The sequence below is a fragment of the Rhizobium sp. BT-226 genome, assembly GCF_025847085.2.
In the GTDB taxonomy this organism is placed as follows: Bacteria; Pseudomonadota; Alphaproteobacteria; order Rhizobiales; family Rhizobiaceae; genus Rhizobium; species Rhizobium sophorae.
Window position 1 is genome coordinate 286,325 of sequence record NZ_JAOYTI010000006.1, and the last position, 26,543, is coordinate 312,867.

The 26,543-nt window shown below is 61.4% G+C and carries 25 protein-coding genes; 17 read left to right on the forward strand and 8 right to left on the reverse strand.

Going from position 1 to position 26,543, the window contains the following annotated elements; genetic code table 11:
• Nucleotides 1–5: 5 nt before the first annotated feature.
• On the forward strand, nucleotides 6–2,321 hold the full coding sequence (locus OIU37_RS30590; protein WP_182209270.1) for a methyl-accepting chemotaxis protein: 2,316 nt from the start codon (nucleotides 6–8) through the stop codon (nucleotides 2,319–2,321).
• A gap of 125 nt (nucleotides 2,322–2,446) precedes the next feature.
• The gene (locus tag OIU37_RS30595) at nucleotides 2,447–3,448 is read left to right on the forward strand and encodes an LLM class flavin-dependent oxidoreductase (protein ID WP_182209271.1); all 1,002 of its coding nucleotides are present in this window, start codon (nucleotides 2,447–2,449) and stop codon (nucleotides 3,446–3,448) included.
• Nucleotides 3,449–3,543: 95 nt separating this feature from the next.
• On the opposite strand, the gene OIU37_RS30600 is transcribed toward OIU37_RS30595, so the two are convergent.
• Nucleotides 3,544–4,290, reverse strand: a complete 747-nt coding sequence (locus OIU37_RS30600; protein WP_065281176.1) for a YebC/PmpR family DNA-binding transcriptional regulator — start codon at nucleotides 4,288–4,290, stop codon at nucleotides 3,544–3,546.
• A 141-nt stretch (nucleotides 4,291–4,431) separates the two neighbouring features.
• Here OIU37_RS30600 and OIU37_RS30605 point away from each other — a divergent pair, with 141 nt between their 5' ends.
• Nucleotides 4,432–4,935 (forward strand): pyridoxamine 5'-phosphate oxidase family protein, encoded by a 504-nt coding sequence (locus OIU37_RS30605; RefSeq protein WP_182209273.1) that lies wholly within the window; start codon nucleotides 4,432–4,434, stop codon nucleotides 4,933–4,935.
• A gap of 83 nt (nucleotides 4,936–5,018) precedes the next feature.
• Here OIU37_RS30605 and OIU37_RS30610 read toward each other — a convergent pair whose 3' ends face one another.
• The 7 genes from OIU37_RS30610 to OIU37_RS30640 form a co-directional block, all read right to left on the reverse strand.
• On the reverse strand, nucleotides 5,019–5,864 hold the full coding sequence (locus OIU37_RS30610) for an MBL fold metallo-hydrolase (RefSeq protein WP_182209274.1): 846 nt from the start codon (nucleotides 5,862–5,864) through the stop codon (nucleotides 5,019–5,021).
• Nucleotides 5,865–6,032: 168 nt separating this feature from the next.
• Complete coding sequence (locus OIU37_RS30615) at nucleotides 6,033–6,857, reverse strand: TIGR00282 family metallophosphoesterase (RefSeq protein WP_180696345.1); 825 nt, start codon at nucleotides 6,855–6,857, stop codon at nucleotides 6,033–6,035.
• A gap of 3 nt (nucleotides 6,858–6,860) precedes the next feature.
• Nucleotides 6,861–7,448: a 5-formyltetrahydrofolate cyclo-ligase gene (locus OIU37_RS30620; protein WP_182209275.1), complete on the reverse strand. Its 588-nt coding sequence runs from the start codon at nucleotides 7,446–7,448 to the stop codon at nucleotides 6,861–6,863.
• A gap of 117 nt (nucleotides 7,449–7,565) precedes the next feature.
• Complete coding sequence (locus tag OIU37_RS30625) at nucleotides 7,566–8,252, reverse strand: hypothetical protein (RefSeq protein WP_180696347.1); 687 nt, start codon at nucleotides 8,250–8,252, stop codon at nucleotides 7,566–7,568.
• Between the two features lie 60 nt (nucleotides 8,253–8,312).
• Complete coding sequence (locus OIU37_RS30630) at nucleotides 8,313–9,230, reverse strand: NAD(P)-dependent oxidoreductase (RefSeq protein WP_264259663.1); 918 nt, start codon at nucleotides 9,228–9,230, stop codon at nucleotides 8,313–8,315.
• Complete coding sequence (locus OIU37_RS30635; RefSeq protein ID WP_264259665.1) at nucleotides 9,227–10,051, reverse strand: glycosyltransferase; 825 nt, start codon at nucleotides 10,049–10,051, stop codon at nucleotides 9,227–9,229. Before OIU37_RS30635 ends, OIU37_RS30630 begins: the two co-directional genes overlap by 4 nt.
• Before the next feature lie 267 nt (nucleotides 10,052–10,318).
• Complete coding sequence (locus tag OIU37_RS30640; RefSeq protein ID WP_062941471.1) at nucleotides 10,319–11,539, reverse strand: NAD-dependent epimerase/dehydratase family protein; 1,221 nt, start codon at nucleotides 11,537–11,539, stop codon at nucleotides 10,319–10,321.
• Between the two features lie 141 nt (nucleotides 11,540–11,680).
• On the opposite strand from OIU37_RS30640, the gene ybgC reads away from it, so the two are divergent.
• From ybgC to OIU37_RS30710, 14 genes are all read left to right on the forward strand, one after another.
• Nucleotides 11,681–12,136: a tol-pal system-associated acyl-CoA thioesterase gene (ybgC, locus tag OIU37_RS30645; protein WP_171605607.1), complete on the forward strand. Its 456-nt coding sequence runs from the start codon at nucleotides 11,681–11,683 to the stop codon at nucleotides 12,134–12,136.
• 375 nt (nucleotides 12,137–12,511) lie between these two features.
• On the forward strand, nucleotides 12,512–13,231 hold the full coding sequence (gene tolQ, locus OIU37_RS30650; protein WP_003542733.1) for a protein TolQ: 720 nt from the start codon (nucleotides 12,512–12,514) through the stop codon (nucleotides 13,229–13,231).
• A gap of 18 nt (nucleotides 13,232–13,249) precedes the next feature.
• A complete protein-coding gene (gene tolR / locus OIU37_RS30655) occupies nucleotides 13,250–13,705 on the forward strand; it encodes a protein TolR (RefSeq protein ID WP_003542730.1) in 456 nt (151 codons plus the stop codon).
• Nucleotides 13,706–13,713: 8 nt separating this feature from the next.
• Nucleotides 13,714–14,850 carry a hypothetical protein gene (locus OIU37_RS30660; RefSeq protein WP_171605609.1) on the forward strand — a complete coding sequence of 379 codons (1,137 nt, stop codon included), beginning with the start codon at nucleotides 13,714–13,716 and terminating at the stop codon, nucleotides 14,848–14,850.
• Nucleotides 14,851–15,297, forward strand: coding sequence for a cell envelope integrity protein TolA (locus OIU37_RS30665; RefSeq protein ID WP_264259673.1), 447 nt, complete (start codon nucleotides 14,851–14,853; stop codon nucleotides 15,295–15,297).
• 22 nt (nucleotides 15,298–15,319) lie between these two features.
• A complete protein-coding gene (gene tolB / locus OIU37_RS30670; protein WP_264259675.1) occupies nucleotides 15,320–16,630 on the forward strand; it encodes a Tol-Pal system beta propeller repeat protein TolB in 1,311 nt (436 codons plus the stop codon).
• A 151-nt stretch (nucleotides 16,631–16,781) separates the two neighbouring features.
• Nucleotides 16,782–17,315: a peptidoglycan-associated lipoprotein Pal gene (pal, locus tag OIU37_RS30675; RefSeq protein ID WP_168315335.1), complete on the forward strand. Its 534-nt coding sequence runs from the start codon at nucleotides 16,782–16,784 to the stop codon at nucleotides 17,313–17,315.
• Between the two features lie 163 nt (nucleotides 17,316–17,478).
• On the forward strand, nucleotides 17,479–18,468 hold the full coding sequence (gene ybgF / locus OIU37_RS30680; RefSeq protein WP_171605613.1) for a tol-pal system protein YbgF: 990 nt from the start codon (nucleotides 17,479–17,481) through the stop codon (nucleotides 18,466–18,468).
• Between the two features lie 11 nt (nucleotides 18,469–18,479).
• On the forward strand, nucleotides 18,480–19,973 hold the full coding sequence (tilS, locus tag OIU37_RS30685; protein ID WP_264259679.1) for a tRNA lysidine(34) synthetase TilS: 1,494 nt from the start codon (nucleotides 18,480–18,482) through the stop codon (nucleotides 19,971–19,973).
• Nucleotides 19,974–20,069: 96 nt separating this feature from the next.
• Nucleotides 20,070–22,001, forward strand: a complete 1,932-nt coding sequence (gene ftsH / locus OIU37_RS30690; RefSeq protein ID WP_017989342.1) for an ATP-dependent zinc metalloprotease FtsH — start codon at nucleotides 20,070–20,072, stop codon at nucleotides 21,999–22,001.
• A gap of 241 nt (nucleotides 22,002–22,242) precedes the next feature.
• The gene (gene glmM, locus OIU37_RS30695) at nucleotides 22,243–23,595 is read left to right on the forward strand and encodes a phosphoglucosamine mutase (protein WP_168308464.1); all 1,353 of its coding nucleotides are present in this window, start codon (nucleotides 22,243–22,245) and stop codon (nucleotides 23,593–23,595) included.
• Nucleotides 23,596–23,864: 269 nt separating this feature from the next.
• Nucleotides 23,865–24,104: a hypothetical protein gene (locus tag OIU37_RS30700; protein WP_182209312.1), complete on the forward strand. Its 240-nt coding sequence runs from the start codon at nucleotides 23,865–23,867 to the stop codon at nucleotides 24,102–24,104.
• Between the two features lie 229 nt (nucleotides 24,105–24,333).
• A complete protein-coding gene (locus OIU37_RS30705; protein ID WP_171605616.1) occupies nucleotides 24,334–25,170 on the forward strand; it encodes an outer membrane protein in 837 nt (278 codons plus the stop codon).
• 188 nt (nucleotides 25,171–25,358) lie between these two features.
• The gene (locus tag OIU37_RS30710) at nucleotides 25,359–26,537 is read left to right on the forward strand and encodes a phosphoserine transaminase (protein ID WP_077979585.1); all 1,179 of its coding nucleotides are present in this window, start codon (nucleotides 25,359–25,361) and stop codon (nucleotides 26,535–26,537) included.
• Nucleotides 26,538–26,543 lie beyond the last annotated feature (6 nt).

Here is a 26,543-nt window from a genome sequence, read left to right on the forward strand (position 1 = left end):
CGTACATGGCACAGAGATTTCAATCCCTGTCCTTCAAGGTCATCGTCACATTCATTCTGCTGACCGTGCTGTCGATCGCGGTCATCGACGTGCTGGCCTATTTTGCCAGCAGCCGCATCTCCGACGAGCAGGCGCTGAAGGCCAAGGAAAGCGTGCTGATCTTCCGCGGCGACATGCTGCAGGACCAGCTGGCGCAGCTTGAAAACCAGGCCAACTCGATTGCGCGCATCGAGGCGCTGCAAATGTCGATCACCAGCCTGAAGAGCGGCTGGAAAACCGTCGAGAAAACCTCGGGCGACGCTCGTGCCGAGCTGAAGAAGGTTTTCATATCGAACAATCCCAACCCGGCCGACCAGCGCGAGAAGCTCATGAAGCCGGAAGGGCCGAGCGGTTTTTATTATTCGAACCATGAGAAGACGCAGGGCGAAGTCGCCCGCGACCTCGAGGATACCGCCTTCAGCGACCTGCTGATCGCCGATCTCGAGGGCACGGTCCTCTATTCTTATAAGAAGCAGGACGATTTCGCTGAGAACCTGAAGTCGGACGCCTGGAAGACAACCGGCGCCGGCATCGCTTTCGCCAAGGCGATCGACAATACCGCCAAGGCGACCGATGACGCCGCGCCGACAGGCTTCTCCGGCCTTCGAGTCGATGCCGGCAGCGGCAAATCGGCGATCTTCTATGCCGTGCCGATTATCAAGCTTGGAGCGGCCAAGGGCATCATCCTCTTCAAGGTGCGCGACGAGATCGTCACCGGCATCCTCGCCAAGGGCATCGTTCAGGGCAGCACGGCGCGGGCGGCGATCGTCTCCGGCGATGGCTCCGCCGTCGGCCTCGACGGAAGCGGCAAACTTGCTACGCTCGATGCGACGCCCTTCACCTTCATCAAGAGCGCGCTTGCCAGTTCGGCGATGACGGTTGCCGATTTCGACCGGGCGGACGGAGCGGCTCGTGGCTATGTCCGCGGCATCGACTATCGCGGCGACCGCTTCCTTGTTGTCGAGAGTGTGCTCCTCAGCGAACTCAATGCCGGCTCGATCGAGATCGCCACTCTGCTGACGATGATCGGCATCGGCGTGCTCGTCGTCATGGCGGTCACGACCGGGCTCGTCACCAATCTGCTGTTTTCGCCGCTTGCGCGGCTTGCCGGCGTTACCCGCGATGTCGCCGACGGCAAGCTCGACAGCGAGATCGGCAGCCTGAACCGCAAGGACGAGATCGGCACGATGGCCAACGCGCTCGACCGCTTCCGGCAGTCGCTGATCGAAAGCCGCGAGCTCGAAGCCGCCAGTGAAGAGACGCGCCTGCGGGCCGAGCAGGACCGCCAGCAGAACCTGACCGAGCGTGAGGCCGAGGCGAAGACGCTGCAGCAGGTGGTCGAGGCGATTGACGAGGGCCTGCATCATCTGGCGAGCGGCGATCTTGCTTATCAGATCGATACCCGTTTCCCGAACGAGCTTGAAAGCCTGCGCGTCAATTTCAACGAGGCGCTGGCGACGCTCAGCGAAACTATGACGGCAATCGGCCGCAACTCGATGGCGGTACGCGCCGGCTCCGAGGAGATGCGCACCGGCGCCGACGAACTTGCCGGTCGCACCGAGCGCCAGGCCGGCTCGATCACCGAGACGGCGAATGCGATTAGCGCCATCACACAGTCGGTTCGCCGGCAGATCGAGCGGGCCGAGCAGGCCGAGCGCATCGCCCGCGACGCCAAGAAGGAGACGACAGGCTCCGGCCAGATCATGCGCGAGACGATCGCGGCGATGGAGGCAATCCAGGCCTCCTCGCGCCAGATCAACACGATCATCTCAGTCATCGACGACATCGCCTTCCAGACCAACCTCCTGGCGCTCAATGCCGGTGTCGAAGCGGCGCGCGCCGGTGAATCCGGCAAGGGCTTCGCCGTCGTCGCCATGGAAGTGCGCGAGCTGGCGCAGCGCTCATCAAGTGCGGCCAAGGAGATCTCCAGCCTGCTGCAGAAATCGACGCATGAGGTCGAAAGCGGCGTTACGCTTGTGGAAAAAGCGGGCGTTGCGCTGACGGGCATCGGCGCCCATGTCGAGGCGATCAACGGCCAGATCAACGAGATCATGGGTGCGACCCGCGAGGAGGCCAACACGCTGCGTGAGATCAATAGCGCTGTCGTCGAACTCGACACGATGACGCAACAGAACGCCTCGATGGTCGAGGAGACGACGGCGGCGATCCACCGGCTGGCGACGGAAGCCCTGGAAATGGACCGCCAGCTCGGCAATTTCACGCTGCCGCCCGGCCACCACCAGCCGAGCGCTGAGGTGCATGTGCTGCGCCGTCACCGATAAACGATCGCTTCTGACATTGCAGAAGGGTCGCGCTCGCGCGGCCTTTTTGTTTGCGCGCGTGGTTTGGAATGGTGCGGGCGCGAACCTACATAGACGGCATCGTTCAACCGCCCGGCAGGTTTCCCATGGTTCCCTTCTCCATACTCGACCTTTCCCCCGTTGCCGAAGGCAGCACCGTGCGCCAGTCCCTCGACGGTTCGGCGCGGATGGCTGTGAAGGCCGAGGAATTCGGCTACAAGCGCTTCTGGCTTGCTGAACATCACGGCATGCCGGGGATCGCCAGCGCTGCCACCGCCGTCGTCATCGGCCATGTCGGGGCCGCGACAAAGCGCATCCGTATCGGCTCCGGCGGCATCATGCTGCCCAATCATTCGCCGCTCGTCATCGCCGAGCAGTTCGGCACGTTGGAGGCGCTCTTCCCCGGCCGGATCGATCTCGGCCTCGGGCGCGCGCCGGGAACGGACATGCGCACGGCACAGGCGCTGCGGCGCAATCTCGAGGCCGGCGCAAACAGCTTCCCCAACGACGTGGTGGAACTGCAGCAACTCCTCGGCACGCCAGTCGAGAACCAGGCGATCCTCGCGGTTCCCGGCAATAGCTCACATATCCCGATCTGGCTGCTCGGCTCCAGCCTCTACAGTGCCCAGCTCGCCGGCATGCTCGGCCTTCCCTATGCCTTCGCCTCGCATTTCGCGCCCGACATGCTGCTCGATGCGATCGCGATCTACCGCGACCGCTTCCAGCCCTCGGCGACGCTCGACAAGCCCCATGTGATGGTCGGCGTCATGGGCGCGGTGGCGGCGACCGATGAGGAGGCTCGCTACCATTTCACTTCCGCAGAGCAGCAGTTCGTCAATCTGCGCCGCAATGTCCGCGGCCCGTTCCCGCGTCCGGTGGCCGATATGGGGGACTTCTGGTCGCCGATGGAAAAGATGAATGTCGAACACACGCTGCGTTATGCCGTGGTCGGCTCGCCGAAGACGGCGGAGGCGAAACTGACGGAGTTTCTACAGGAAACGCAGGCCGACGAGGTAATCATCTCGATGCCGATCCACGACATCGAGGCGCGGCTGACATCGGTGGAACTATTCGCGGGGCTGGGAAATTTCATGCGAGCCGCCGCTTAGGATCTACGCAAGGCGCACTCCGACGGCGCCATCTTTCCGGCAAGAAAAAACCCGGCGTTGCAGCCGGGTTTTTATTTGACACCTGCCTGAGGAGATCAGGCCGAGAGCTTCGCCAGCACTTCTTCGGAGACTTCGAAGTTGGAATAGACGTTCTGCACGTCGTCATCGTCTTCCAGGCTGTCGATGAGTTTCAGCAGCGACTGGGCTTTTTCCTCGTCTACCGGCACGTTGTTTTGGGCGCGCCAGACGGCCTTGACGGTTTCGGCTTCGCCGAGGCTCGATTCCAGCGCTTTTGCCACTTCGCCGAGGGCTTCGAAGGCGCAGGTGATGTAGTGGCCGTCTTCGTCGGTCTCGACGTCATCGGCGCCGGCTTCGATCGCGGCTTCCATCACCTTGTCGGCATCGCCGACGGAAAGCTTGTAGGTGATTTCGCCGACATGGTCGAAGGAGAAGGAGACGGAGCCGGTTTCGCCGAGAGCGCCGCCTGCCTTGGTGAAGCTCGAGCGGACGTTGGAGGCGGTGCGGTTGCGGTTGTCGGTCAGCGCCTCGACGATGATCGCCGTGCCGCCGGGGCCATAACCTTCATAGCGGACTTCATCATAGTTTTCGCCATCGGCGCCGGCTGCCTTCTTGATGGCGCGGTCGATATTGTCCTTCGGCATAGACTGAGCCTTGGCGTTTTGGATCGCCAGGCGAAGACGGGCGTTCATCGTCGGGTCGGGCAGGCCGGCCTTGGCGGCAACGGTGATTTCGCGCGCAAGCTTGGAGAACATTTTCGACCGCACGGCATCCTGACGGCCCTTGCGGTGCATGATGTTTTTAAACTGTGAATGGCCAGCCATGGCACCCCTGTTCACGTCTCATTATTCGGAATGGGCCGCCTTATAAGAGCGAAATGGCACCCGTTCAAGGAAAAAGCAGTTCGGAACAAAGGCGAGGGGATGACGTTTCAACCGAACTCCATCCAACGGAAAGGAACGGTCATGGCAAGTCTCAGCGAGGCGCAGGAACATCCAGCACGTCAGCTCTGGGATCAGGTCAACGGCGTTTATGCCGGCATGCTCGGAATTTCCGGACTCGACATGCACATGCAGCCGATGGCGCCCCATGCCGATCCCACCACCAACACCATCTGGTTTTACACCAAGACCGACGCCGACATCGTGCGCGCCATCAAGCCCGGTAGCCGCGCGCATTTCTGCGTGATCGGCAAGGATCACGACTATCACGCCTGCCTCGCCGGTGTGATCGAGGTGCGTCCTGACCCCTCCAAGATCGAGGAATATTGGAGCTCGATCGTCGCGGCCTGGTATGACGGCGGCAAGAAGGACCCCAAGCTCACCATGCTGTCGCTCCATGTCGACGATGCCGAGATCTGGGTCTCCACAGGCAACAAGCTGAAATTCGGCTGGGAGATCGCCAAGGCCAATCTTGACGACGACAAGATGCCGGATGTCGGCATCAAGCGCCATCTGCAGTTCGCCTGATGCAGGAATTCAAAGCGCCACAGCGTCTTTTGCGCGTCTGAAGAGACGCGCGGCGCTGTAGAAGGGAAACCGCCGGGCCTTTTTTACTGCACACCCTTCATGACATAGATCAGCGGCTTTTTCGGCAGGGTACGCATCGAGACGGTGATACTATCATCGGGCGCATTGGCGACGTCGAAATCCTTTCCGAACATCGAAACGAAGGCTTCGACCGGCGGGCCGCGCCGGTGCATCGGCAGGATCAACGACGAGCGCAGCCGCTTGATGACGCGGCTCATGCTGTCGGCGCCCATGGTCAGGCCGCCATCGACGGGGACCATGACGACGTCGAGGCGGCCGATCTCGGTATAATGGGTATCCGTCAGCTCGTAATGCAGGTGGCCGAGATGGCCGATGCAGAGGCCGGCGATCTCGAAGATGAAGATGGAATTGCCGTTTTCGTGCGAGCCGCCGAGGCCATAGCTGAAGCGGATATCCGTCGTGACGTTGCGGATATAGGCATCGCCGACGACGAGATTGACATTGGCCTTCTCGTCCGGAACATCGCTCCACCCGTGCAGTACGTGCTTGATTGCCGGATCGGGCGCCAAGGTGAAGTGGGTCGAGTGGGCCTTGTTCATGGTCACGACGTCGGGCATCGTCGCAGGCCTGTACCAGCCATTATAGTCTGTCGCTATGACGATGCCGCCCGGGGTCTCGATCGCGAAGGTGGAGTGGCCGAGGAAGGTGAGCTTGACGTCCTCGCCCTCGGAGACGGCAGGCATCAGCGGCGGAGCGCCGGAAAAGCTTGCGAAGGTCACCTTGGGGATGGTTTGTGCGATCGCCTGGCACTGGCTGACCGGTGGCCGCTGCTCTTGTGCTCCGGCAAGACTAGGCGCGGCGAAGGCCGCAAGGTATGCGATAGCGAGGACAAGATATCGCGGCTTCATGCCACCCCTCCGGCGCTCTATCACCCTTCAATCGGCGCATAATCCTTTCCGAAAATCGATTCCGATTTTCGGGGTTATGCGCGAGTGGCGGGAGGATGCGGCATGAGGCCGCAGGGGTCCAGACGGCGGATGCTCACAATTGCGTGTTGGATGGCCGCCCGTCGCCTGTTACCGCCAGAACTCCGGCACCGTCTCGGTCAGCCGGGGTCCGATCCGGAGTGGGGCGATCTTTTCAGCCAACCCCGTTGCATCGGAAATTTCCACGCCGACGCCGCAGATCGTCGCGGGGCCGTTCGCTGCCTCCATGCGGCCCTTCGGCATCTTGGAGATGAAGCGGTTGAGCGGCTCCTCCTTGTCCATGCCGAGGGAGGAGTCGTAATCGCCGCACATGCCGGCATCCGACATATAAGCGGTGCCGCCGTTCAGGATCTGTGCGTCGGCCGTCGGCACATGCGTGTGGGTGCCGACGACGAAACTGGCGCGGCCGTCGACGAAATGGCCGAAGCACTGCTTCTCGCTGGTGGCCTCGGCATGGAAATCGAAGATGATCGCATCGGCCTGCTCCTTCAGCGGGCAGGCGGCGAGGATGACCTCCGCCGATTTGAAGGGGTCGTCGAGTTCGGGATGCATGAAGACCCGGCCCATGACATTGGCGACGAGCACGCGCGCGCCGTTCCTGGCATAGAAAAGGCCGGAGCCGCGGCCGGGCGTGCCTTGCGGATAGTTGGCCGGCCGCAGGAATTGATCGTGGCGGCCGGCAAAAGCGACGGCTTCCTTCTGGTCCCAGACGTGATTGCCGGTCGTCACCACATCGGCGCCGGCATTGATTGTTTCCAGAAAGATGTCCTCGGTGATGCCGAAGCCGCCGGCGGCATTCTCGCCGTTGACGATGACGAAATCGAGCTTGAGGTCGGAAACGAGGCCGGGGAGGCGGTCCCACACCGCCGTGCGTCCCGTCTTGCCGACCATGTCACCCAGAAAAAGCAGCCGCATTCCCTATCCAATCCAAGAGGCAAAAAAGCGAAGGCCGCTTTCTGTCAGGATGGCATCCAGGCTTATGTCATGCGGCTCGTCGGGCACATGTGCCACTTCCTGGCAGTCGAATGCAATGCCGATCAGCTTCGGATGCAGGCCTTTTTGCCTTAGCCGGCTGATGGCTCGATCGTAGTGGCCGGCGCCGTAGCCGATGCGGTGGCCGCGGGCATCGAAGGCCGAAAGCGGCACCAGCATGATCTCGGGATCAAGAATGGCGGCATCCGCGCTGGGGCCGACCGTGCCGAAACCGGTATCGACGAGGGGCGCACCCTCCGCCAGCTCGCGAAAGACGATGGTCTGCCGATCGAGGATCGCCGGCACGCAGAGCCGCGCACCACGCACGGCAAAGCGCGCCATCAGCGGCCGCAGATCGGCTTCCGAACGGATCGGCAGAAAGCCGGAGACGATCGTATCCAGCGCAAAACCGACGGCCTCGCCGGCATGGTCGGCCATTGCGAGGCTTTTGGAAGCGCGTTTCTCGGCGGGGATGGCGTCTCGCGCGGACAGCCGTTCGTTGCGCAACTGCGCTTTCAATTCTTTCGCGGTCATTCGATCTGCCGGTTCTGAGAGATTTACCCGAGCATAGACGGCTGGATGTCGGATGCAAATGCAGGATGCGACGGCATCACGCTCGTTTCACGCCTCGCCCGCCTGCGGCAGTGGTCGTCAGACGACGATGCTTGTCGGTATTGTCGCCGTGGCGATGGAGAAGCCGGCCATATTGGCCCCGGCCTGCTGCCGCAACTCGCGCATCGCCTTTTCGAGCACTTGCTTGAGTTCACGCGCGACCGCCTTGAACTCTTCCATCTTTTCGCGATCATCGGCCGAAATGCCTGAGAATTTCGGGGCATCTTCGGCGACGCTCGCATAGGCGTTGCGGGCGTTGGCGGCGGCATCCGGTTCCTGCGAGCCGGTCTCGCCGGCCGCAATTTCTCCTGAAGTATCCGTCGGCGCAGCCGCGGCCCCGCTCGTTGCGACGGCCGCAGCGCCCGTGGTTGCATCCACCGGAACAGCCATTGCCGGGCTGCCGGTCGCGACTGATGATGCGAATTCGGAGGCGGCGGTGCCAACCTTACGCGCCAGTTCGGCGGCCAGCCGGGCGACCACCTCAGGAGCCATGTTCGAGCTGCGCAGCATCTCCAGCTCCTGCTTTGCCTCTTCGAGCTTGCGTTGCGCCTTGGCCTTGGCCTCGTCTCCCGAGTTCGCCAAGGTCTGGCGCATCTGCTGCAGCGCCTGGGTGGCGCGCTGCAACTTCAGCACACCTTGATCGGTCTCGCTTCCGGCGGTTGAAATGGCTGCGGTCGAAGACGCGCCGCGCAAGATGATGGAGGCAGACGTGGTTGCGACCTGCATGGACTATCCCCCGATTTTTGATTCGGGCCCCCGATTGCAATTTGGGCGCATTCTGCAACGTCAGACTTGCGTGGACCTGTGCCTCGGGGATTCGGGAGGTGCAGCGGCCAGCCGCTGCACCGTCTCCTCGAACAGAGGCGCTCCGCCGGGCGCCCAGCCGAGCGCGCGGATTTTCGCCGTGCTCATGGGGTTGAGTGCTGCGCTATCGGCAGGGGCCGGCAACGCGTGCCGACAGCCCGTCTCGCGGCGGATGGGTGAAAGGATATCGCGCGTGTCGACTGACATGTCTGAGACGTTGAAGACCTCACCGGAGATGCGAGTGCTTTCCGTCTCCAGCATCAGCCTCACCGCCCGACCGAGGTCGCGGCCGTGAACTTCCGTTCCCAGACGGGCAGCAACCGGCCGGCCGGCGAGGTAATCGGCGATGAGGCCGTCCCATTTGTTCGGCGAGAGATCGCCATAGACGCCGGTTGCCCTCAGGCTTACGCCGGCAAAGCCCGGCGTGGAGAGGTGGGCAAGCGCGCGTTCGGCATCGAGCTTCACCTGACCGTAGAGTGTTTCGGGCTTGGCCAGCATCGTCTCCGTCAGTTCGGTTGCCCCGGGATGTTCGCCGTAGGCGGCGCGGCTGGACAGGAAGACGCAGCGGCGCGTGCCGGCGCGTTTGGCGGCTTCGAAAAGCCGGACGGTGCCGTCGAGGTTCAGCCTGTGGAAGGTCTTCGGATCGTCGCCCTCGCCGCCGCGATATTTGCCCGGAACATGGCTGAAGGCGGCGTGGACGAAGAAATAGGCGTCGTCGAAGACGTCGATCTGATCCTTGTCGGGATCGAGCGAAAGTGCTGCGAACTCGACCGGGCGGGAGAAGAGGCGGGGCAGCGGCGCGCGACGCCCGCCGACGATCACCTGATATCCGGCGGCCAGCAGTTCCTCGACGACATACCGGCCGACGAGACCCGTTCCACCCGACACCAGTACCTTCATGCTACCCCTTCCGGATTGTTCAGCGCGGTGATCTCAGGCATATCGCCGCCATCGTGGAAACGGTGCCACAGATCGATCAAAGGTTGTAGTCGCGCTGCCTTGGGATGATCCTTTTCCCACGGTTTTTCATACTGGTAATGCAGGATCGAAATGCTCTTCCAGTCCCAAAGGTCCGGCATGGTGAACCATACATATTGCAGCATGTTGAAATAAACCGGCAGGCCGTGCCAATCCGGGAAGAATGTCTCGAGAAAGGTCTGATCGGTGCGCCGCCAGAACGTGTCCGGCCTGTCGAGCCTTTCGAGCATGTGCCGGAACGTGTCATGCGAGGGCGTGGCGACGAAGACGCCGGAATTCATCCGGCGGAAGTCGGCGAGGTTTTCGTAGACATTCGGGGCGGCGGAAAATTCCGGATAGAGGAAGAGCCTGTCGACATTCTTCAGCACGAGGGCGTCGGCGTCGATGAAGACGCAGCGCTGGTATTCGGTGAGCTGCCAGAGCCTGAGCTTGCAGAAATTGTCGAGCGGCGAATGGAAATCCGGTTTGCGACCCTTAGTGAAAGGGGCTGTCGAATGGAGCTGCCCACGCGCATGGCGTTCGGTGAAGGCCGCAGACAGTGGCAGGTGCTCGACCTCGATCAGGCGGCAGTCGAGCGCTTCGATGGGTGCGAGAATGGTTTTGTCGACACCGCCGGTATGGAGAATGACGATGTCGGCCCCAGTGCCGGTTCGGCGTAGGGAGCGGGCAAGCGCGGTCGCGCCCATGGCGTAATCGGCATTGGTGACGAGTGTGACGTAGGCGAAGACGGACGAGCGGTTCATCGGATTCCGCTGCCTCGGTATATCTGGCTACGGCGAAGGAGAGACGGCAAGGCGTTGCTACATGTCTCTTCTCCCCAGCGGGGAGAAGGTGCCGGCAGGCGGATGAGGGGGCGAGCGACGATAGGAGCGAGTGCGCTGAGCGCGAGCGAAGGGCAATGAAGGGCGTGCCGTGTGGCCCCCTCATCCGACCCTACGGGCCACCTTCTCCCCGCTGGGGAGAAGAGGGAGCAAGCCGCGGCCTTCCTAGCCTTCGTCATCTCTCAGCACTCATGAAACCGACTTCAGCCGCTTGCCTTCCGGATCGTGATTGATCGTCGCGGCGATGTCCTTGGTCCAGGCGGAGACGGCCGGCACGCGCGCGCGGTCGACGCGATAGGCGAATTTCTTCGCGACGTCGACGATCTCGCCGAGCAGGCCCGCTTCCAGCGTGATCGGTTCAAGGCCGAGATCGCGGAATTTTTCGTTCCGGACGATCAGCTCGTTCTCTGCGGCTTCCTTGCGCGGGTTGGGCAGCCAGGCAATTTTGGCGCCGCTCATCCTGGCGATCATCTCGGCAAGGTCGCGCACCCGGTGGGTTTCGGTCATCTGGTTGAAGATCTCGACGCGGGCGCCGCGGGCCGGCGGGTTTTTCAGCGCCAGTTCGATGCAGCGGACCGAATCCTGGATGTGGATGAAGGCGCGGGTCTGGCCGCCGGTGCCGTGCACCGTCAGCGGATAACCGATCGCCGCCTGGATGAGGAAGCGGTTCAGCACCGTGCCATAATCGCCGTCATAGTCGAAACGGTTGATCAGCTGCGCGTGGCGGCGCGTCTGCTCGGTGTGTGTGCCCCAGACGATGCCCTGGTGCAGATCGGTGATCCTCAGGCCATCATTTCTGGCGTAGAACTGGAAGAGCAGCTGATCCAGGCACTTGGTCATGTGATAGATCGAGCCGGGATTGGAGGGATAGAGGATCTCCTGGCTGACCGTCTCGCCGCCGGCGGTTTCGATGCCGACCGGCAGGTAACCTTCTGGGATCGCCGCCCCGACCGTCGAATAGCCGTAGACGCCCATGGTGCCGAGATGGATGAGATGGGCATCGAGGTTAAGTTCCGTCAGCGCGTTCAGCAGATTGTGCGTGGCGCTGACATTGTTGTTGACAGTGTAGTTCTTGTGGCGGTCGCTCTTCATCGAATAGGGCGCGGCCCGCTGCTCGGCGAAGTGGATGACGGCATCCGGGCGGTGTTCGGAAAGCCAGTTCTTCAGGAGTTCGTAATCTTTGGCGAGATCGATCAGATTGAAGTGGATGCGGCGCCCGGTTTCGGCGTGCCAGATGCGGGTGCGCTCCTGGATCGAATCCATTGGGGTCAGCGACTGAACGCCAAGTTCGGTGTCGATCCAGCGGCGCGAGAGATTGTCGAGGATATGGATGTCGTGCCCGGCATCGGAGAGATGCAGCGACGTTGGCCAACCAATGAAACCGTCTCCACCCATAACCGCAATCTTCATCGCATCGTCTCCTGATTGGTCGCTCATTATCGGGAATAGTTAGGAATTGTGACAATCATTCAATGCCTGCCGGCCGGGCATTCAATGCTTGCCTGTCCGGAAGCGTTGCGCCAAACAGGGCACCTGAGTTTGGAGAAAATTATGACGGAACGCCCTTTTTCCATTTCGGGAGAGCTGACGGAGGCCGGACACCGCCTCGTGCAGCGGGTCTATTATGAAGACACGGACTTCTCCGGCCTGGTTTATCACGCCCGCTACCTGCATTTCCTGGAGCGCGGCCGCACCGATTATCTGCGCTGCCTCGGCGTCGAGCAGCGCGAACTCGTCAGTGCCGACGAGGAGGGGCTGGTTTTCGTCGTCCACCGCATGGAGATCGACTTCAAGAGCCCGGCGCGCATGGACGATGTGCTGACGATCCTGACGCATACGGAAAAAGCCGGCGGCGCCAAGATGGTGCTCAATCAGCAGATCCGTTCGGGCGAGACGCTGCTGATCGCCGCCAGGGTGATCATCGCCGTCATCAACGCTCGGGGGCGGCCGAGGCGGCTGCCGGAAACGCTGGCGGCGAAATTCCTGGAAGGCAGTCAGCCATTGTAGTCAGAATCGCTTGAAATTCAGCTCTTGTCAGAACTTGAGTTTTATGTGAAGGAATTCCCGCGCCGCAGGATGAGCGCTCTTTCGGCAGCCGGACCTTGCTCCGGTCAAGTAATCCATGGAACGAAATCTTCCAAACATAGGCTTACTGTCACAGTCCGGCACTAACGATCTATTAACCATAATAGTGTCTTACTGGGAAAGTCGGAGTTTGTGCGGTGCACGCCTTCCTTTGACCAAATTTGACGGCAAGAAGGCGGAAGATGAGCTTGGAAGTTTGACCAGGGCTTTGGGCGGCGGCCGCCGGACACTTCTTGCGAGATCAGTTTGTGCCGCCCGGTCCAGCACCGGGCGTTTGGATTCGGGGATTTTGGACCAATGGAACAAGTAGGATTGGCAGCAGCAACGACGGACGTCAGCCTCTGGTCGCTTTTCATGCAGGCCGGCATCGTCGTCAAGCTCGTCATGCTCGGGCTCATCGCGGCCTCGGTGTGGACGTGGGCGATCGTCATCGACAAATACCTGGCCTATGGCCGCGCACGGCGCCAGTTCGACAAGTTCGAACAGGTGTTCTGGTCGGGCCAGTCGCTGGAAGAACTCTACCGCTCGCTGTCGGAACGCAACAATACCGGGCTGGCGGCAATCTTCGTGGCCGCGATGCGCGAGTGGAAGAAATCCTTCGAACGCGGCGCCCGCTCGCCGATCGGCCTGCAGATGCGTATCGACCGCGCGATGGACGTGACACTCGCCCGTGAAACAGAATTTCTCGGCGCCCGCCTTGGATCGCTGGCGACCATCGGCTCGGCCGGTCCGTTCATCGGTCTCTTCGGCACGGTCGTCGGCATCATGACTTCGTTCCAGGCGATCGCCGGTTCGAAATCGACCAACCTTGCGGTCGTCGCGCCCGGTATCGCCGAAGCGCTGCTTGCCACCGCGATCGGTCTCGTCGCGGCTATCCCCGCAGTTATCGCCTACAACAAGTTCTCTGCCGATGCCGGCAAGCTCTCGGGCCGCATGGAAGGTTTCGCGGATGAATTCTCCGCCATACTTTCGCGCCAGATCGACGAGAAACTGCAGCCGCGCGCTGCCGCTCAGTAACCAACGGAGTATTCTGACATGGGTATGGCTGTTGGAGGCAATGGCGGCGGGGGCGGCGGACGCCGCCGTCGCGGCGGTCGGAACAGGGCCGTGATTTCCGAAATCAACGTGACGCCGCTCGTCGACGTCATGCTGGTGCTTTTGATCATCTTCATGGTCGCGGCACCGATGATGACTGTCGGCGTGCCGATCGACCTGCCGGAAACGCAGGCCAAGGCGCTCAATTCCGAGACGCAGCCGATCACCATCTCCGTCAAGAATGACGGCGAAGTGTTCCTGCAGGAAACGCCGATCCCGGCCGCGGAAATCGCCGCCAAGCTCGAGGCGATCGCGACGACCGGGTACAACGAACGTATCTTCGTGCGCGGTGACGCGACAGCGCCCTACGGCGTCATCGCCGATGTCATGGCCCGTATTCAGGGCGCAGGCTTCAAGAATATCGGCCTGGTGACGCAGCAGAAGAAGGACCAATAGCGCTCAAAATGAAGGCCAGTGTCATCACATCTGCTGTTTTGCACGGCCTGGTGCTCACCTGGGCGATGGTGTCGCTCGGCGCCCCGGAATCCTTCAAGGTGGAGGATTTCGAGGCGATGCCGGTTGATCTCGTACCGGTGGAATCCATTACCCAGATGCAGCAAGGCGACAAGAAGGCTCCGAAGAAGGAGACTTCGGCGCCCGTGCCGACGACACGGCCGCCGATCGCACAGCCGGCCGAGAATGCCGGCGACAACAATGTCGACCTGAAAACGCCGCCGGTCCCGAACGCCAAACCCAGCAATAGCGAAGCGGCCGCGGCGAATTCGAGCGATAAGCCGATGCCGAAGATCGATCCTAAGCCGAATGACGTCAAGGAGATCGTCAAGGAGGAAACGGAAGTCGAGCAGCCGAAGGAGGTCGCTTCAATTCCGCCGCCGAAGCCGGTCGAAGTGACGCCGCCGAAGCCTGAGGAAAAGCCGCCGGAAGAGCAGGCCAAGCCGGAGGAGCCGCCGAAGCCGGATGCCGAGGCGCTGCCTGACAATGTGCCGACGCCGGTTGCCAAGCCGCAGGTAAAGCCGCCTGAGCCGCAAAAGCCCGCCGAAAAGCCGCCGGAAAAGACAGCCGACCAGCCGAAGGCTGCCGAGAAGCCGACCGAAAAGAAGAAGGCCGATCAGAAGCAGGAGACTGCGAAATCTGCCTCATCGATGAAGAGCGATTTCAATGCCGATGAGGTTGCGGCGTTGCTGAACAAGACCGATCCTTCAGCAGGTGGTGCTAAGCGCTCGACGCAGGAGGCATCGCTCGGAGCGAAGAAGAGCAATGGCGGCTCCAAGCTTTCGATGAGCGAGATGGATGCGCTGAAAAGCGCCATCGCCGGCAATTGGTCTGTCATTCCCGGCATGGAAGGCGTGAGCGATGTTCGCATCAAGGTGCATATGAATCTCGATCAGGACGGCAATATCGTCGGCGAACCGGAAGTCGAGGCGGTTGGTGGCGATAACGAATCTACTCGTCGGGCACTCGCCGGCGGCGCTTATCGCGCCATCATGAAATCGGCTCCTTTCTCGTCGCTTCCAAAAGACAAATACGATGCCTGGAGCGAAGTCGTCGTCAACTTCGATCCAAGCGATCTGGGAATTTAAATGCTGAAGAGCCTGTATTATTTCGCGAAGTCTTTCGGGATACGCGCGGTGCTGGTGGGAATCGCGATTGGCTTGGCGTTGCCGCTCGAAGCAAATGCGGAGACGGTTGATCGGGGAAATGGCGGTAAGGAAGTATCCGCTATCAGTTCGGCTACCGCTGTCGCGATGCGAGATGCAATCCAGAGGCAGTTCAATATCGATACCAGTCTGAAAGACATCGGCAGCGTGCGTATGACGATTCACGTAAAGCTTGATAGAGATGGCCAGATCGTAGGCGTTCCTGACGTGGAGGCCAGTGGTGGTAGTGAGAGCACGCGAAAAAGCATTACCAATGCCGGCGTTCGCGCAGTTCGTCGCGCAGCTCCTTTTACGATGCTTCCAAAAGATAAATACGATGCCTGGAAGGAAGTTATTTTGAACTTCGACACCAGCGCTCTTACGCAATAAGATGCTGAAAGGCTTGTTTGATATGGTCAAGTGTTCCCTCATCCGCGCGCTCGTCGTCGCCGTCGGCATGGCTGCCGCCGCTCTTGTTGCATCGCCTGCGAACGCGCTCGTGGAGATCAACATCAACAAAGGTAACGTTCAGCCACTGCCGATTGCGGTAACCGACTTCCTGCAGGGCGACATGGGCGCGCAGGTCTCGCAAGTCATCGCCGCCGACTTGCAGCGGTCCGGTCTCTTCGCACCCATCAACAAAACCGCCTTCATCGAGAAGATTTCCAACCCGGACGCTTCGCCGCGATTCGAGGACTGGAAGGTTATTAACGCGCAGGCGTTGGTCACCGGCCGGGTTACCAAGGAAGCGGATGGCCGCCTTCGCGCCGAATTCCGCCTATGGGATACTTTTGCCGGACAGCAGATGACCGGTCAGCAGTTCTATACGCAGCCGGAGAACTGGCGCCGTGTGGCTCACATCATCGCCGATGCGATCTACAAGCAGATCACCGGCGAAGAGGGTTATTTCGACACCCGCGTCGTCTTCGTCTCCGAATCCGGCACCAAGCAGCAGCGCAAGCGGCAGCTTGCGATCATGGATCAGGATGGCTTCAACGTGCGGATGCTGACCGATGGCAGTGATCTCGTGCTGACGCCGCGCTTCTCGCCGAGCCGGCAGGAAGTCACTTACATGTCCTTTGCCAACCAGCAGCCGCGGGTCTATCTGCTGCAGCTCGAAACTGGGCAGCGCGAGGTCGTCGGCAACTTCCCCGGCATGACCTTCTCACCGCGCTTTTCGCCGGACGGTCAGAAGGTGATTATGAGCCTGCAGCAGGAAGGCAATTCCAACATCTATACGATGGACCTGCGCTCGCGCACGACGACGCGGTTGACCTCGACGGCGGCGATCGATACCTCGCCCTCCTATTCGCCTGATGGTGCGCGTGTCAGCTTCGAAAGCGACCGCGGCGGAAAGCCGCAGATCTACGTGATGAATGCTGATGGCTCCGGCCAGACGCGCATTTCCTTCGGCGACGGTTCCTATTCGACGCCGGTCTGGTCGCCGCGCGGCGATCTCATCGCCTTCACCAAACAGGCCGGCGGCAAGTTCTCGATCGGGGTGATGAAGCCGGATGGTTCGGGCGAGCGCATTCTGACGACGGGCTTCCACAATGAGGGCCCGACCTGGGCGCCGAACGGTCGCGTCCTGATGTTCTTCCGCCAGGCGGCAGGATCGGGCGGTCCGCAGCTCTATTCGATCGATCTGACCGGTTACAACGAACAGCTTGTGAAGACACCGACCTACGGTTCGGACCCGGCCTGGTCGCCGCTTCTGGAGTAGCGGTTGCCACAATGCCTTCATGTCGCCCCAAAGTCATGAAAACCGGGCGACTGCGGGACAAATCAGTAAATTGTTAACCATAGTCATTGAGGGGCGGTTAACCGAGTGCGGTTACTGTCCGGAAACCCTGAAATCGCAAGGAGACCCGGCCATGAGCCGAATTCACACCCCGGCAATGAGCCGCATGCAGAATTTCGCCCGCAACCCCGTCATGATCGCGCTTATCGCCGGTCTCGCCCTCGCGAGCTGCGCCAAGAAGAACGTACCGAACAGCGCCGGCGATCTCGGCCTTGGCGCCGGTGCTGGCGCGGCAACGCCGGGCTCTGCCCAGGACTTCACGGTCAATGTCGGCGACCGTATCTTCTTCGATACCGACTCCTCCTCGATCCGCGCCGATGCCTCGCAGACGCTTGACCGTCAGGCGCAGTGGCTCGCCCGTTACCCGAACTACCAGATCACCGTCGAAGGCCATGCCGACGAACGTGGCACGCGCGAATATAACCTCGCGCTCGGCGCCCGCCGTGCTGCTGCCGCCAAGGACTATCTCGCTTCGCGCGGCGTCCCGGCGCAGCGCCTGAAGACGATCTCCTACGGCAAGGAACGTCCGGTCGCCGTCTGCGACGATATTTCCTGCTGGTCGCAGAATCGTCGCGCGGTTACCGTGCTTGGCGGCGCCGGCATGTAATTGCCGAGCAACAATTCGCTTTTTCGGCAGGCGGTCCCATCCGGGGCCGCCTTTTCTTTTTGACCACACTTTGGCCAGACTCCGTTGCTTTTTGAAAGCAATTGGAAAAGTCTCCTGTTCGTGCCATCGAGGTGCGAAGAATCACTGGGACAGGACGATACATATGAAGAAACTTGTCGTGGCAGGCATGCTGTGCCTCGCGGCTGTGACCGGAAGCGAACGGGCGGCCTATTCGGCCTCGTTCTTCGGGCTACATCTCGGCGGCCGAACCGCGGAAAACCAGGCGCCGCCGCCCGTCGTCAAGGTGCAGAGCGGCGACGCGGAGGTCCGCGTGCAGCAGCTCGAAGAGCAGTTGCGGCAGCTGAACGGCCGGATCGAGGAGATGAGCTTTCAGCTTCTGCAGATGCAGGAGACGATCCGCAAGCAGCAGGAAGACAATGAATTCCGCTTCCAGCAGCTCGAAAAGACCGGTGCCGGCGGCGGCGGCGCCAAGGCCCCTGTCAAGAAGAGCGAGACCGATGCCGCTCCGGCCGCCTCCGGCGGCGACGATATTGCCAAGGTGATCCAAGCACCGCAGGGAGCCGAAACGGCTCCCTCCACCAGCGTGCCGGAGAATAGCGGTCTCGGCCAACCACCGAAGGAACTCGGCTCGATCGATTTCGATCAGAACGGCAATCCGATCGGCGGAAGCGTCGACGAAAATGCCACGATCGGTTCCGGGCCGATTCCCGATGCCAGCCCAAAAACACCGCAGCAGACCGCCTCGCTCGGCAGCGAGGCCGACCAGTACAAGGCCGCCTATGGCCACGTGCTATCCGGCGACTACAGCACGGCCGAACAGGAATTCACGCAGTATATCACCCGCTACCCGAGCAGCGCGCGGGCGGCGGACGCCAATTTCTGGCTCGGCGAAGCGCTCTATTCGCAGGGCAAGTACAATGAGGCGGCCAAGACCTTCCTCAATGCGCATCAGAAATACGGCACATCGGAAAAGGCGCCGGAAATGCTGCTGAAGCTCGGCATGTCGCTTGCGGCCCTCGACAATAACGAGACTGCCTGTGCGACGCTGCGCGAAGTGTCGAAGCGTTATCCAAAGGCTTCGCGTGCCGTTATAAGCAAGGTTGCGAGCGAACAGAAGCGCCTCTCCTGCTAAGGTCTTCCGGAATGTCTCCGGAAGCCGCATCGCCTCAACTGGCGATCCTCCAGTTTCTCACGTCGCTTCAAAGCCCCGCGCGCATTCTCGTCGCGATCTCGGGCGGCAGCGATTCCACCGGCCTGCTTCTTCTGCTCGATGAAGCCCTGAAGGCCGCGCCCCATCTCAAGATTTCCCTTTGCGCCGCAACCGTCAATCATGCGTTGCGCCCAGGCTCCGCAGACGAGGCGCGTGAAGTCGCCGCCCTCTGCGCATCGCTCGGCATTCCCCACACCATTCTGACTTGGCAGGGCGACAAGCCGAAAACCGGCATCATGGCGGCTGCCCGCCAGGCACGCTACGGCCTGCTTGCGGCTGCCGCCGAAAGTTTCGAGGCCGATCTCATCGTCACCGGCCATACGTTCGACGACCAGCGCGAAACGGTTGCCATGCGTGGGATGCGAACGGAGCAGCTTTCGACCGGTATTGCCGATGCGGTGCTCTTCGACCGGCGTTTCTGGATTTTACGGCCGCTTCTTTTTTCCACCCGGGTAGATATCCGCGCGTTCCTGAAGGAGCGGGGCGTGCCGTGGATCGACGATCCCAGCAACGAGGATACCAATTACGAGCGCGTGCGGACGCGCCGGCAGCTTTCGGCCGATACCGGTGCTGAGGGGAATATCCGCGCAGCCTGGGAAGAGCGGCTGGCTCTTTCAACCAAGGGTGCAGAGTGGCTGGATCGTTACTTCACGCTTCACGGCGGTCTGCTCGGACAGGTGATGCTTGACGGCTTGAGGCAGGATCGGGCCGTCCTCGATTATGCGCTTGGGCGCCTGACGGCCGTTTTCGGGGGGCAACCGTTTGCGCCGGGGAGGGCGCATATGGAGCGTATCCTTGCATTTGCCACCGGCAGTGAACCGGGACGGATGACCGCTGGCAGGGTGGTTTTTGATCTCAGGCGTGACGGGCTTTATCTGACGCGAGAGAGCCGGGGGATGGTGCCGCTGGTATTGCCGCCGGGAGAGGCTGGGGTTTGGGATGGCCGTTTCGAGGTTGCAAACGCCTCCGCGTCCGGCGTCAGGATCGAGGCGGTAGGGGTAGGGACGAAACCTCGCTCCTCCCTCATTCCTGTGCTTGTCACAGGAATCCAGCCACCGCGCGTCGGCGCGGTGAATGACTTAACAATGCGTGAAGAGTCTTCCGCGCCCAAGGACTTGGGCGCGCTGGATTCCTGTGACATCCCTCGGGTTAAACCCGAGGAAGGGAATGAGGGAGGGTGGGGCAGGGGCCTTCCCAAGGCGGCGGCGAAACGCGCGATGGCGGCATCGCCGATCGCCTTACCCTTCGAAGAGAGCGTACCGACGGCGAAATCGGAAGGCTATGTGCGCCTCATGCCCTATTTCGCACCCTTCGACCGCTTTTTGACACGATTTGACTTCATCTTTGCCAACAGGCTTTCGGCGGTTTTCGCGACGGCGCCCTATGCGAGGCTGCCTTTAAGAAGTATTGACGGAAAAACCATCTGACTTGGGGGATCGCCTTGGCAATCGCACGGCGCAACCCTATGTTAGAAACGAATAAGACGGTCGCCATGAGGCGGCTGTTCCATGCTGGGGAGTTCAATGAACCCTAACTTACGCAATTTCGCCTTGTGGGCGATCATAGCGCTTCTGCTGATCGCCCTTTTCAGTATGTTTCAGACGGCGCCGGCGCAGACGGGCTCCCGCGAAATCCCTTATTCGCAGTTTCTGCGTGAGGTCGATGCGGGCCGTGTGAAGGACGTCGTGGTCACGGGCAACCGTCTCTCTGGAAGCTATGTTGAAAATGGCACCACCTTCCAGACCTATTCGCCTGTGATCGACGACAGTCTGCTCGATCGCCTGCAGTCGAAGAATGTCCTGGTTTCCGCCCGTCCTGAAACGGACGGCTCTTCGGGTTTCCTCAGCTATCTCGGCACGCTTTTGCCGATGCTTCTGATCCTTGGCGTCTGGCTGTTCTTCATGCGGCAGATGCAGGGCGGCTCGCGCGGGGCGATGGGCTTCGGCAAGTCCAAGGCCAAGCTGCTCACCGAAGCGCATGGCCGCGTGACGTTTGAAGACGTTGCCGGTGTCGACGAGGCCAAGCAGGATCTCGAAGAAATCGTCGAATTCCTGCGTGATCCGCAGAAGTTCCAGCGTCTCGGCGGCAAGATCCCGCGCGGCGTGCTGCTCGTCGGCCCTCCGGGCACCGGCAAGACGCTGCTCGCCCGCTCGGTTGCCGGCGAAGCCAATGTGCCCTTCTTCACCATTTCAGGTTCCGACTTCGTCGAAATGTTCGTCGGCGTCGGTGCAAGCCGTGTGCGCGATATGTTCGAGCAGGCGAAGAAGAATGCGCCCTGCATCATCTTCATCGACGAAATCGATGCCGTCGGCCGTCATCGCGGTGCCGGTCTCGGCGGCGGTAATGACGAACGCGAGCAGACGCTGAACCAGCTGCTGGTCGAAATGGACGGCTTTGAGGCGAATGAAGGCGTGATCCTGATCGCCGCCACCAACCGTCCCGACGTTCTCGATCCGGCGCTGCTGCGTCCCGGCCGTTTCGACCGTCAGGTCGTCGTGCCGAACCCAGACATCGTCGGCCGCGAGCGCATTCTCAAGGTGCATGCCCGCAACGTCCCGCTGGCGCCGAATGTCGATCTCAAGATCCTCGCCCGCGGTACGCCCGGTTTTTCCGGCGCCGACCTGATGAACCTCGTCAACGAAGCCGCCCTCATGGCCGCCCGCCGCAACAAGCGCGTCGTCACCATGCAGGAATTCGAGGACGCCAAAGACAAGATCATGATGGGCGCCGAGCGCCGTTCCTCGGCAATGACCGAGGCGGAAAAGAAGCTCACCGCATACCATGAAGCCGGACACGCTATCACCGCGCTCAATGTCGCCGTCGCCGATCCGCTGCACAAGGCGACGATCATTCCGCGCGGCCGTGCGCTCGGCATGGTCATGCAGCTTCCCGAGGGCGACCGCTACTCGATGAGCTACAAGTGGATGGTCTCGCGCCTCTGCATCATGATGGGCGGCCGCGTCGCCGAAGAGCTGACCTTCGGCAAGGAGAACATCACTTCGGGTGCTTCTTCCGACATCGAACAGGCCACCAAGCTTGCCCGCGCCATGGTCACGCAGTGGGGCTTCTCCGATCAGCTTGGTCAGGTCGCCTATGGCGAGAACCAGCAGGAAGTCTTCCTCGGCCACTCGGTTTCGCAATCGAAGAATGTTTCGGAAGCAACCGCGCAGAAGATCGACAATGAAGTGCGCCGCCTGATCGACGAAGCCTATACCCAGGCCCGCACGATCCTGACGGAAAAGCACGACGAGTTCGTCGCCCTTGCCGAAGGTCTGCTCGAATACGAGACGCTGACCGGTGAAGAGATCAAGGCGCTGATCCGCGGCGAAAAGCCTTCCCGCGATCTCGGCGATGATTCGCCGCCGAGCCGCGGCTCGGCCGTTCCGAAGGCCGGCGCACGGCCTGCCACTAAGGGCGACGAGCCCGAAGGCGGCCTCGAACCGCAGCCGCATTGAACAGCGGCACTACCCTGAACAAGGCCGGATTTCCGAAGTGGGAGATTCGGCCTTTTCTATTGGTAACGGGATATAATCATTTTTCTTGCTAATTTACGTGCCGTTCGCCGCATTTTGTGGCATTCCGCTGAATTGAGGCAAGCATGAATCACGCTCCTGGATTGACGACAATCCACCGAAGCCGGATTCGCTTGGAACGGTGCGCTGCCTTGAATGGCGCGCGGAAAGCGTAGGAGTGCAGATGAAAAGACGCTATTTCGGTACGGACGGCATTCGCGGCCAATCCAACGTCTTCCCGATGACGCCGGATCTCGCCATGCGGGTCGGCATTGCCGCCGGCACGATCTTCCGCCGCGGCAATCACCGCCATCGCGTCGTCATCGGCAAGGATACGCGCCTTTCCGGCTATATGCTGGAGAACGCCATGGTCGCGGGCTTCACGGCCGCGGGCCTCGACGCATTTATTCTCGGCCCGATCCCGACACCTGCTGTCGCCATGCTGACGCGCTCGCTGCGCGCCGATATTGGCGTGATGATCTCTGCGTCGCACAATCCTTACGAGGATAACGGCATCAAGCTTTTCGGCCCCGACGGTTACAAGCTTTCAGACGACATTGAGGCAGAGATCGAGGATCTGCTCGAAAAGGACCTGAATGCGCAGCTCGCGAAATCCGACGATATCGGCCGCGCCAAGCGCGTCGACGGCGTGCATGACCGTTATATCGAACATGCCAAGCGCACCCTACCGCGCGATGTGACGCTACAGGGTCTTAGGATCGCGATCGACTGCGCCAATGGCGCCGCCTACAAGGTGGCGCCCGCCGTGCTCTGGGAGCTCGGCGCCGATGTCGTCACCATCGGCAATGAGCCGAACGGCACCAACATCAATCTCAATTGCGGCTCCACCAGCCCCGTCGCGCTGCAGAAGAAGGTCGACGAGGTACGCGCCGATATCGGCATCGCGCTCGACGGCGACGCGGACCGCGTCATCATCGTCGACGAGAACGGTTCGATCGTCGATGGCGACCAGCTGATGGCCGTCATTGCCGAGAGCTGGGCCGAGAGCCAGCAGCTGCGCGGCAATGGTATCGTTGCGACCGTCATGTCCAATCTCGGCCTCGAGCGTTTCCTCGAGGACAAGGGCCTCGGCCTTGCCCGGACGAAGGTTGGTGACCGTTATGTCGTCGAGCATATGCGCCAGCACAATTACAATGTCGGCGGCGAGCAGTCCGGCCACATCGTGCTTTCGGATTACGGCACGACCGGCGACGGTCTCGTTGCGGCCTTGCAGATCCTGGCCGCGGTCAAGCGTACGGGCCGGACCGTCAGCGAGGTCTGCCGCCGCTTCGAGCCGGTGCCGCAGCTCCTGCGCAATGTCCGCATCAGCGGCGGCAAGCCGCTGGAGGATATGCAGGTACAGAAGGCGATCGCCGATGCCGAAGCCGAGCTTGCCAGGAATGGCCGCCTCGTCATCCGCCCCTCAGGCACCGAGCCGCTGATCCGCGTTATGGCCGAGGGTGACGACCGCGCCCAGATTGAACGCATCGTCAACGAGCTGATCGGCACGATCTCGAACGTCCGGACCGCCGCCTGATTTTTTCGGGACGAAATGTCAAAAGCCGGTACGCAAGTGCCGGCTTTTTCGTCATTGGCGCCTTCGGTTCGAAGATCCACGCCGGATGGACGACCACATATCAGTGACTTGCCAGCTTGGCTTCCGGTAGGGCGTCGGCAGCCGCACCATGTCGGGCGCGGTGAGCACCGACACGGCTCCCACGGAAATTGCCGATGCCTTCGGTGACAGCGCTGTCAACCACCACACGCGGATGTTACACGGCGGCGTTTGCATTCAAAGGAAATATCATGAAAAAATTAGTGAGCCTGCTGCTGACGATCGCTCTCGCATTCGTCGTCTTTACCGGTTTCCGCTGGTACCGCTACATTACCAACACCGACAGCCCCTATGATGAAATCGGCATCACGCTCAACAATGCCATGCCAGGCCCGATCAATGCCTGGGGTTGTGCCAAGCTCAAAACGACCTTTGGCAGCTCCTTGCCCCCATATGGCTGCGCCGCCGAAAACGCGACGCAATGGAAATAACGGCAGGATTTGCCGATTGAAGCAGCCGATGGATCTGACTGCCCGGCGGCTGGCAGCCTCAGCCTACTCCACGACCATATCGAGGAATTTGCCGCCAATCTCTCTCTTAACGTTTCTTCCTATTTATAGTTAAGCAGCTTTTAACGTTTCCAATTCATTATCCATACGAAGCGTACCAGATTGGCGGCGATCGAGCCTGCCGACGTAACGGGATTTTGGAGTGGGATCCATGAAAAGAAGCTTGTCCGGCGTTTTCGCCGCATTGTTGATCGCGACAAACGCTTATTCCGCGGACTTCGCTCCTGCCGAGCCTATTCCTGAGCAGCCGCCTGAAGTGACGGTCACCGAAGCGACCGGGTGGTATCTGCGCGGCGACGTCGGTTATGCCTTCACCGATTTGCGCGGCGCGCGCTACTTCCAGGGCAGTAACGCCACGGAAGTCGATTTCGACGACGCCGACCTCGACGACGCATGGACGATCGGCGGCGGTGTCGGCTATCAGATCAACAGCTATCTGCGCACCGATCTGACCTTCGACTATCTCACCCAGGCGGATTTCAAGGGCTCGACGGTTGGGCAGTGCGGCTTTCCGCTGGTGGACTGCACCTCGAGCGACCGCTCTTCGCTGACAGCCTATACGCTGCTCGCCAACGCCTATGTCGATCTCGGCACCTACGGCTACGTCACGCCTTATGTCGGCGCCGGTATCGGTGGTTCTTACGTGAAGTGGAAGAACCTGCGCAACGTTGCCTGCGCCGATGACGGCAGCTTCTGCGACGACCAGGTCACCCATGGTGGCAAGGGCAACTGGCGCTTCACCTACGCGCTCATGGCCGGAGCCTCGATCGACGTGACCTGCAACGTCAAGGCCGATGTCGGTTACCGTTACCTGCATATCGACGGCGGCAACATGTTCGGTTATGCCGATAATGGCGGCCCGGGCCGCGACAAGGGCCTCAGCGTCCACGAAGCCCGCGTCGGCGCCCGTTATCTCTTCGGCGGTTGCGCCCAGGCGAGCTATGAACCGCCGCCGGAAATCCCGCTGCAGCAGCCTGTCTACAAGTAAGTCCAATTCCCAGACATCTGAAAGCCGCCCCCAACCGGGCGGCTTTTCGTATTGCGGCCCTACCGCCCTGCGTCAAAATATGTTCCGCCCGCGACACTTCGATCTTGACTATGACGCGCCGGATCCATACACACGGCGGCGGGACACCCTTCCCCAACGAAGGGCTTTCTATCTGAGAGGATAGCATCATGGCGAAGACCGCAAAGCCGGACATCCGTCCGCACAATACCCATTTTTCTTCTGGCCCCTGCTCGAAGCGCCCCGGTTGGTCGCTCGAAGCCCTTTCCGACGCGGCCCTTGGCCGTTCGCACCGCGCGAAGGTCGGCAAGGCCAAGCTCAAGCAGGCCATCGACCTTACCCGTGAAATTCTCGAAGTCCCGGCGGATTACCGCATCGGCATCGTTCCGGCGTCCGACACGGGTGCCGTCGAAATGGCGCTCTGGTCGCTGCTCGGCGAACGCGGCGTCGATATGCTCGCCTGGGAAAGCTTCGGCGCCGGCTGGGTCACCGATGTCGTCAAGCAGCTGAAGCTCAAGGATGTGCGCAAGCTCGAAGCCGGTTACGGCGAGCTTCCCGATCTCTCCGCCGTCGATTTCGACCGCGACGTCGTCTTCACCTGGAACGGTACCACCTCAGGCGTGCGCGTGCCGAACGCCGATTTCATCCCGGCCGACCGCAAGGGCCTGACGATCTGCGACGCCACCTCGGCCGCTTTCGCGCAGGCACTCGATTTCGCCAAGCTCGACGTCGTCACCTTCTCCTGGCAGAAGGTTCTAGGCGGCGAGGGCGCCCATGGCGTCATCATTCTTTCGCCGCGTGCCGTCGAGCGTCTGGTCACCTATACCCCGGCCTGGCCGTTGCCGAAAATCTTCCGTATGACCTCGGGCGGCAAGCTGACGGAAGGCATCTTCCAGGGCGAGACGATCAACACACCGTCGATGCTCTGCGTCGAGGACTATATCGATGCGCTTGTCTGGGCCAAGGGCCTCGGCGGCCTCAAGGGGCTGATCGCGCGTGCCGATGCAAATGCCAAGGTCATCCACGATTTCGTCGCGGCTAACGACTGGATCGCCAATCTCGCCGTCAAGGCGGAAACCGCCTCCAACACCTCCGTCTGCCTGAAGATCGTCGATAAGGACATCGCAGCCCTTGACGACGACGGCCAGGCCAATTTCGCCAAGGGTCTGGTCGGCCTCCTGGAAAAGGAAGGCGTCGCCTATGACGTCGGCCACTACCGTGACGCGCCGTCCGGCCTGCGTATCTGGGCCGGCGCCACGATCGAGGCATCCGATATGCAGAAGCTGATGCCTTGGCTTTCCTGGGCTTTCGAAACCCAGAAGGCGCAGCTCGCTCAGGCGGCAGCCTGACCTGAT

What these genes read in the sequence shown, in the direction of transcription:
- tolB (WP_264259675.1), top strand. Translation starts at nt 15,320, where the DNA reads ATGGTCAAGTGTTCCCTCATCCGCGCGCTCGTCGTCGCCGTCGGCATG.
- ybgF (WP_171605613.1), top strand. Translation starts at nt 17,479, where the DNA reads ATGAAGAAACTTGTCGTGGCAGGCATGCTGTGCCTCGCGGCTGTGACC.
- OIU37_RS30710 (WP_077979585.1), top strand. Translation starts at nt 25,359, where the DNA reads ATGGCGAAGACCGCAAAGCCGGACATCCGTCCGCACAATACCCATTTT.
- OIU37_RS30610 (WP_182209274.1), bottom strand. Translation starts at nt 5,864, where the DNA reads ATGAAGCCGCGATATCTTGTCCTCGCTATCGCATACCTTGCGGCCTTC.
- OIU37_RS30620 (WP_182209275.1), bottom strand. Translation starts at nt 7,448, where the DNA reads ATGACCGCGAAAGAATTGAAAGCGCAGTTGCGCAACGAACGGCTGTCC.
- pal (WP_168315335.1), top strand. Translation starts at nt 16,782, where the DNA reads ATGAGCCGAATTCACACCCCGGCAATGAGCCGCATGCAGAATTTCGCC.
- OIU37_RS30595 (WP_182209271.1), top strand. Translation starts at nt 2,447, where the DNA reads ATGGTTCCCTTCTCCATACTCGACCTTTCCCCCGTTGCCGAAGGCAGC.
- OIU37_RS30705 (WP_171605616.1), top strand. Translation starts at nt 24,334, where the DNA reads ATGAAAAGAAGCTTGTCCGGCGTTTTCGCCGCATTGTTGATCGCGACA.
- OIU37_RS30640 (WP_062941471.1), bottom strand. Translation starts at nt 11,539, where the DNA reads ATGAAGATTGCGGTTATGGGTGGAGACGGTTTCATTGGTTGGCCAACG.
- tolQ (WP_003542733.1), top strand. Translation starts at nt 12,512, where the DNA reads ATGGAACAAGTAGGATTGGCAGCAGCAACGACGGACGTCAGCCTCTGG.
- OIU37_RS30635 (WP_264259665.1), bottom strand. Translation starts at nt 10,051, where the DNA reads ATGAACCGCTCGTCCGTCTTCGCCTACGTCACACTCGTCACCAATGCC.
- OIU37_RS30700 (WP_182209312.1), top strand. Translation starts at nt 23,865, where the DNA reads ATGAAAAAATTAGTGAGCCTGCTGCTGACGATCGCTCTCGCATTCGTC.
- OIU37_RS30665 (WP_264259673.1), top strand. Translation starts at nt 14,851, where the DNA reads ATGCTGAAGAGCCTGTATTATTTCGCGAAGTCTTTCGGGATACGCGCG.
- OIU37_RS30605 (WP_182209273.1), top strand. Translation starts at nt 4,432, where the DNA reads ATGGCAAGTCTCAGCGAGGCGCAGGAACATCCAGCACGTCAGCTCTGG.
- OIU37_RS30615 (WP_180696345.1), bottom strand. Translation starts at nt 6,857, where the DNA reads ATGCGGCTGCTTTTTCTGGGTGACATGGTCGGCAAGACGGGACGCACG.
- OIU37_RS30625 (WP_180696347.1), bottom strand. Translation starts at nt 8,252, where the DNA reads ATGCAGGTCGCAACCACGTCTGCCTCCATCATCTTGCGCGGCGCGTCT.
- tolR (WP_003542730.1), top strand. Translation starts at nt 13,250, where the DNA reads ATGGGTATGGCTGTTGGAGGCAATGGCGGCGGGGGCGGCGGACGCCGC.
- ftsH (WP_017989342.1), top strand. Translation starts at nt 20,070, where the DNA reads ATGAACCCTAACTTACGCAATTTCGCCTTGTGGGCGATCATAGCGCTT.
- ybgC (WP_171605607.1), top strand. Translation starts at nt 11,681, where the DNA reads ATGACGGAACGCCCTTTTTCCATTTCGGGAGAGCTGACGGAGGCCGGA.
- OIU37_RS30630 (WP_264259663.1), bottom strand. Translation starts at nt 9,230, where the DNA reads ATGAAGGTACTGGTGTCGGGTGGAACGGGTCTCGTCGGCCGGTATGTC.
- glmM (WP_168308464.1), top strand. Translation starts at nt 22,243, where the DNA reads ATGAAAAGACGCTATTTCGGTACGGACGGCATTCGCGGCCAATCCAAC.
- OIU37_RS30600 (WP_065281176.1), bottom strand. Translation starts at nt 4,290, where the DNA reads ATGGCTGGCCATTCACAGTTTAAAAACATCATGCACCGCAAGGGCCGT.
- OIU37_RS30590 (WP_182209270.1), top strand. Translation starts at nt 6, where the DNA reads ATGGCACAGAGATTTCAATCCCTGTCCTTCAAGGTCATCGTCACATTC.
- tilS (WP_264259679.1), top strand. Translation starts at nt 18,480, where the DNA reads ATGTCTCCGGAAGCCGCATCGCCTCAACTGGCGATCCTCCAGTTTCTC.
- OIU37_RS30660 (WP_171605609.1), top strand. Translation starts at nt 13,714, where the DNA reads ATGAAGGCCAGTGTCATCACATCTGCTGTTTTGCACGGCCTGGTGCTC.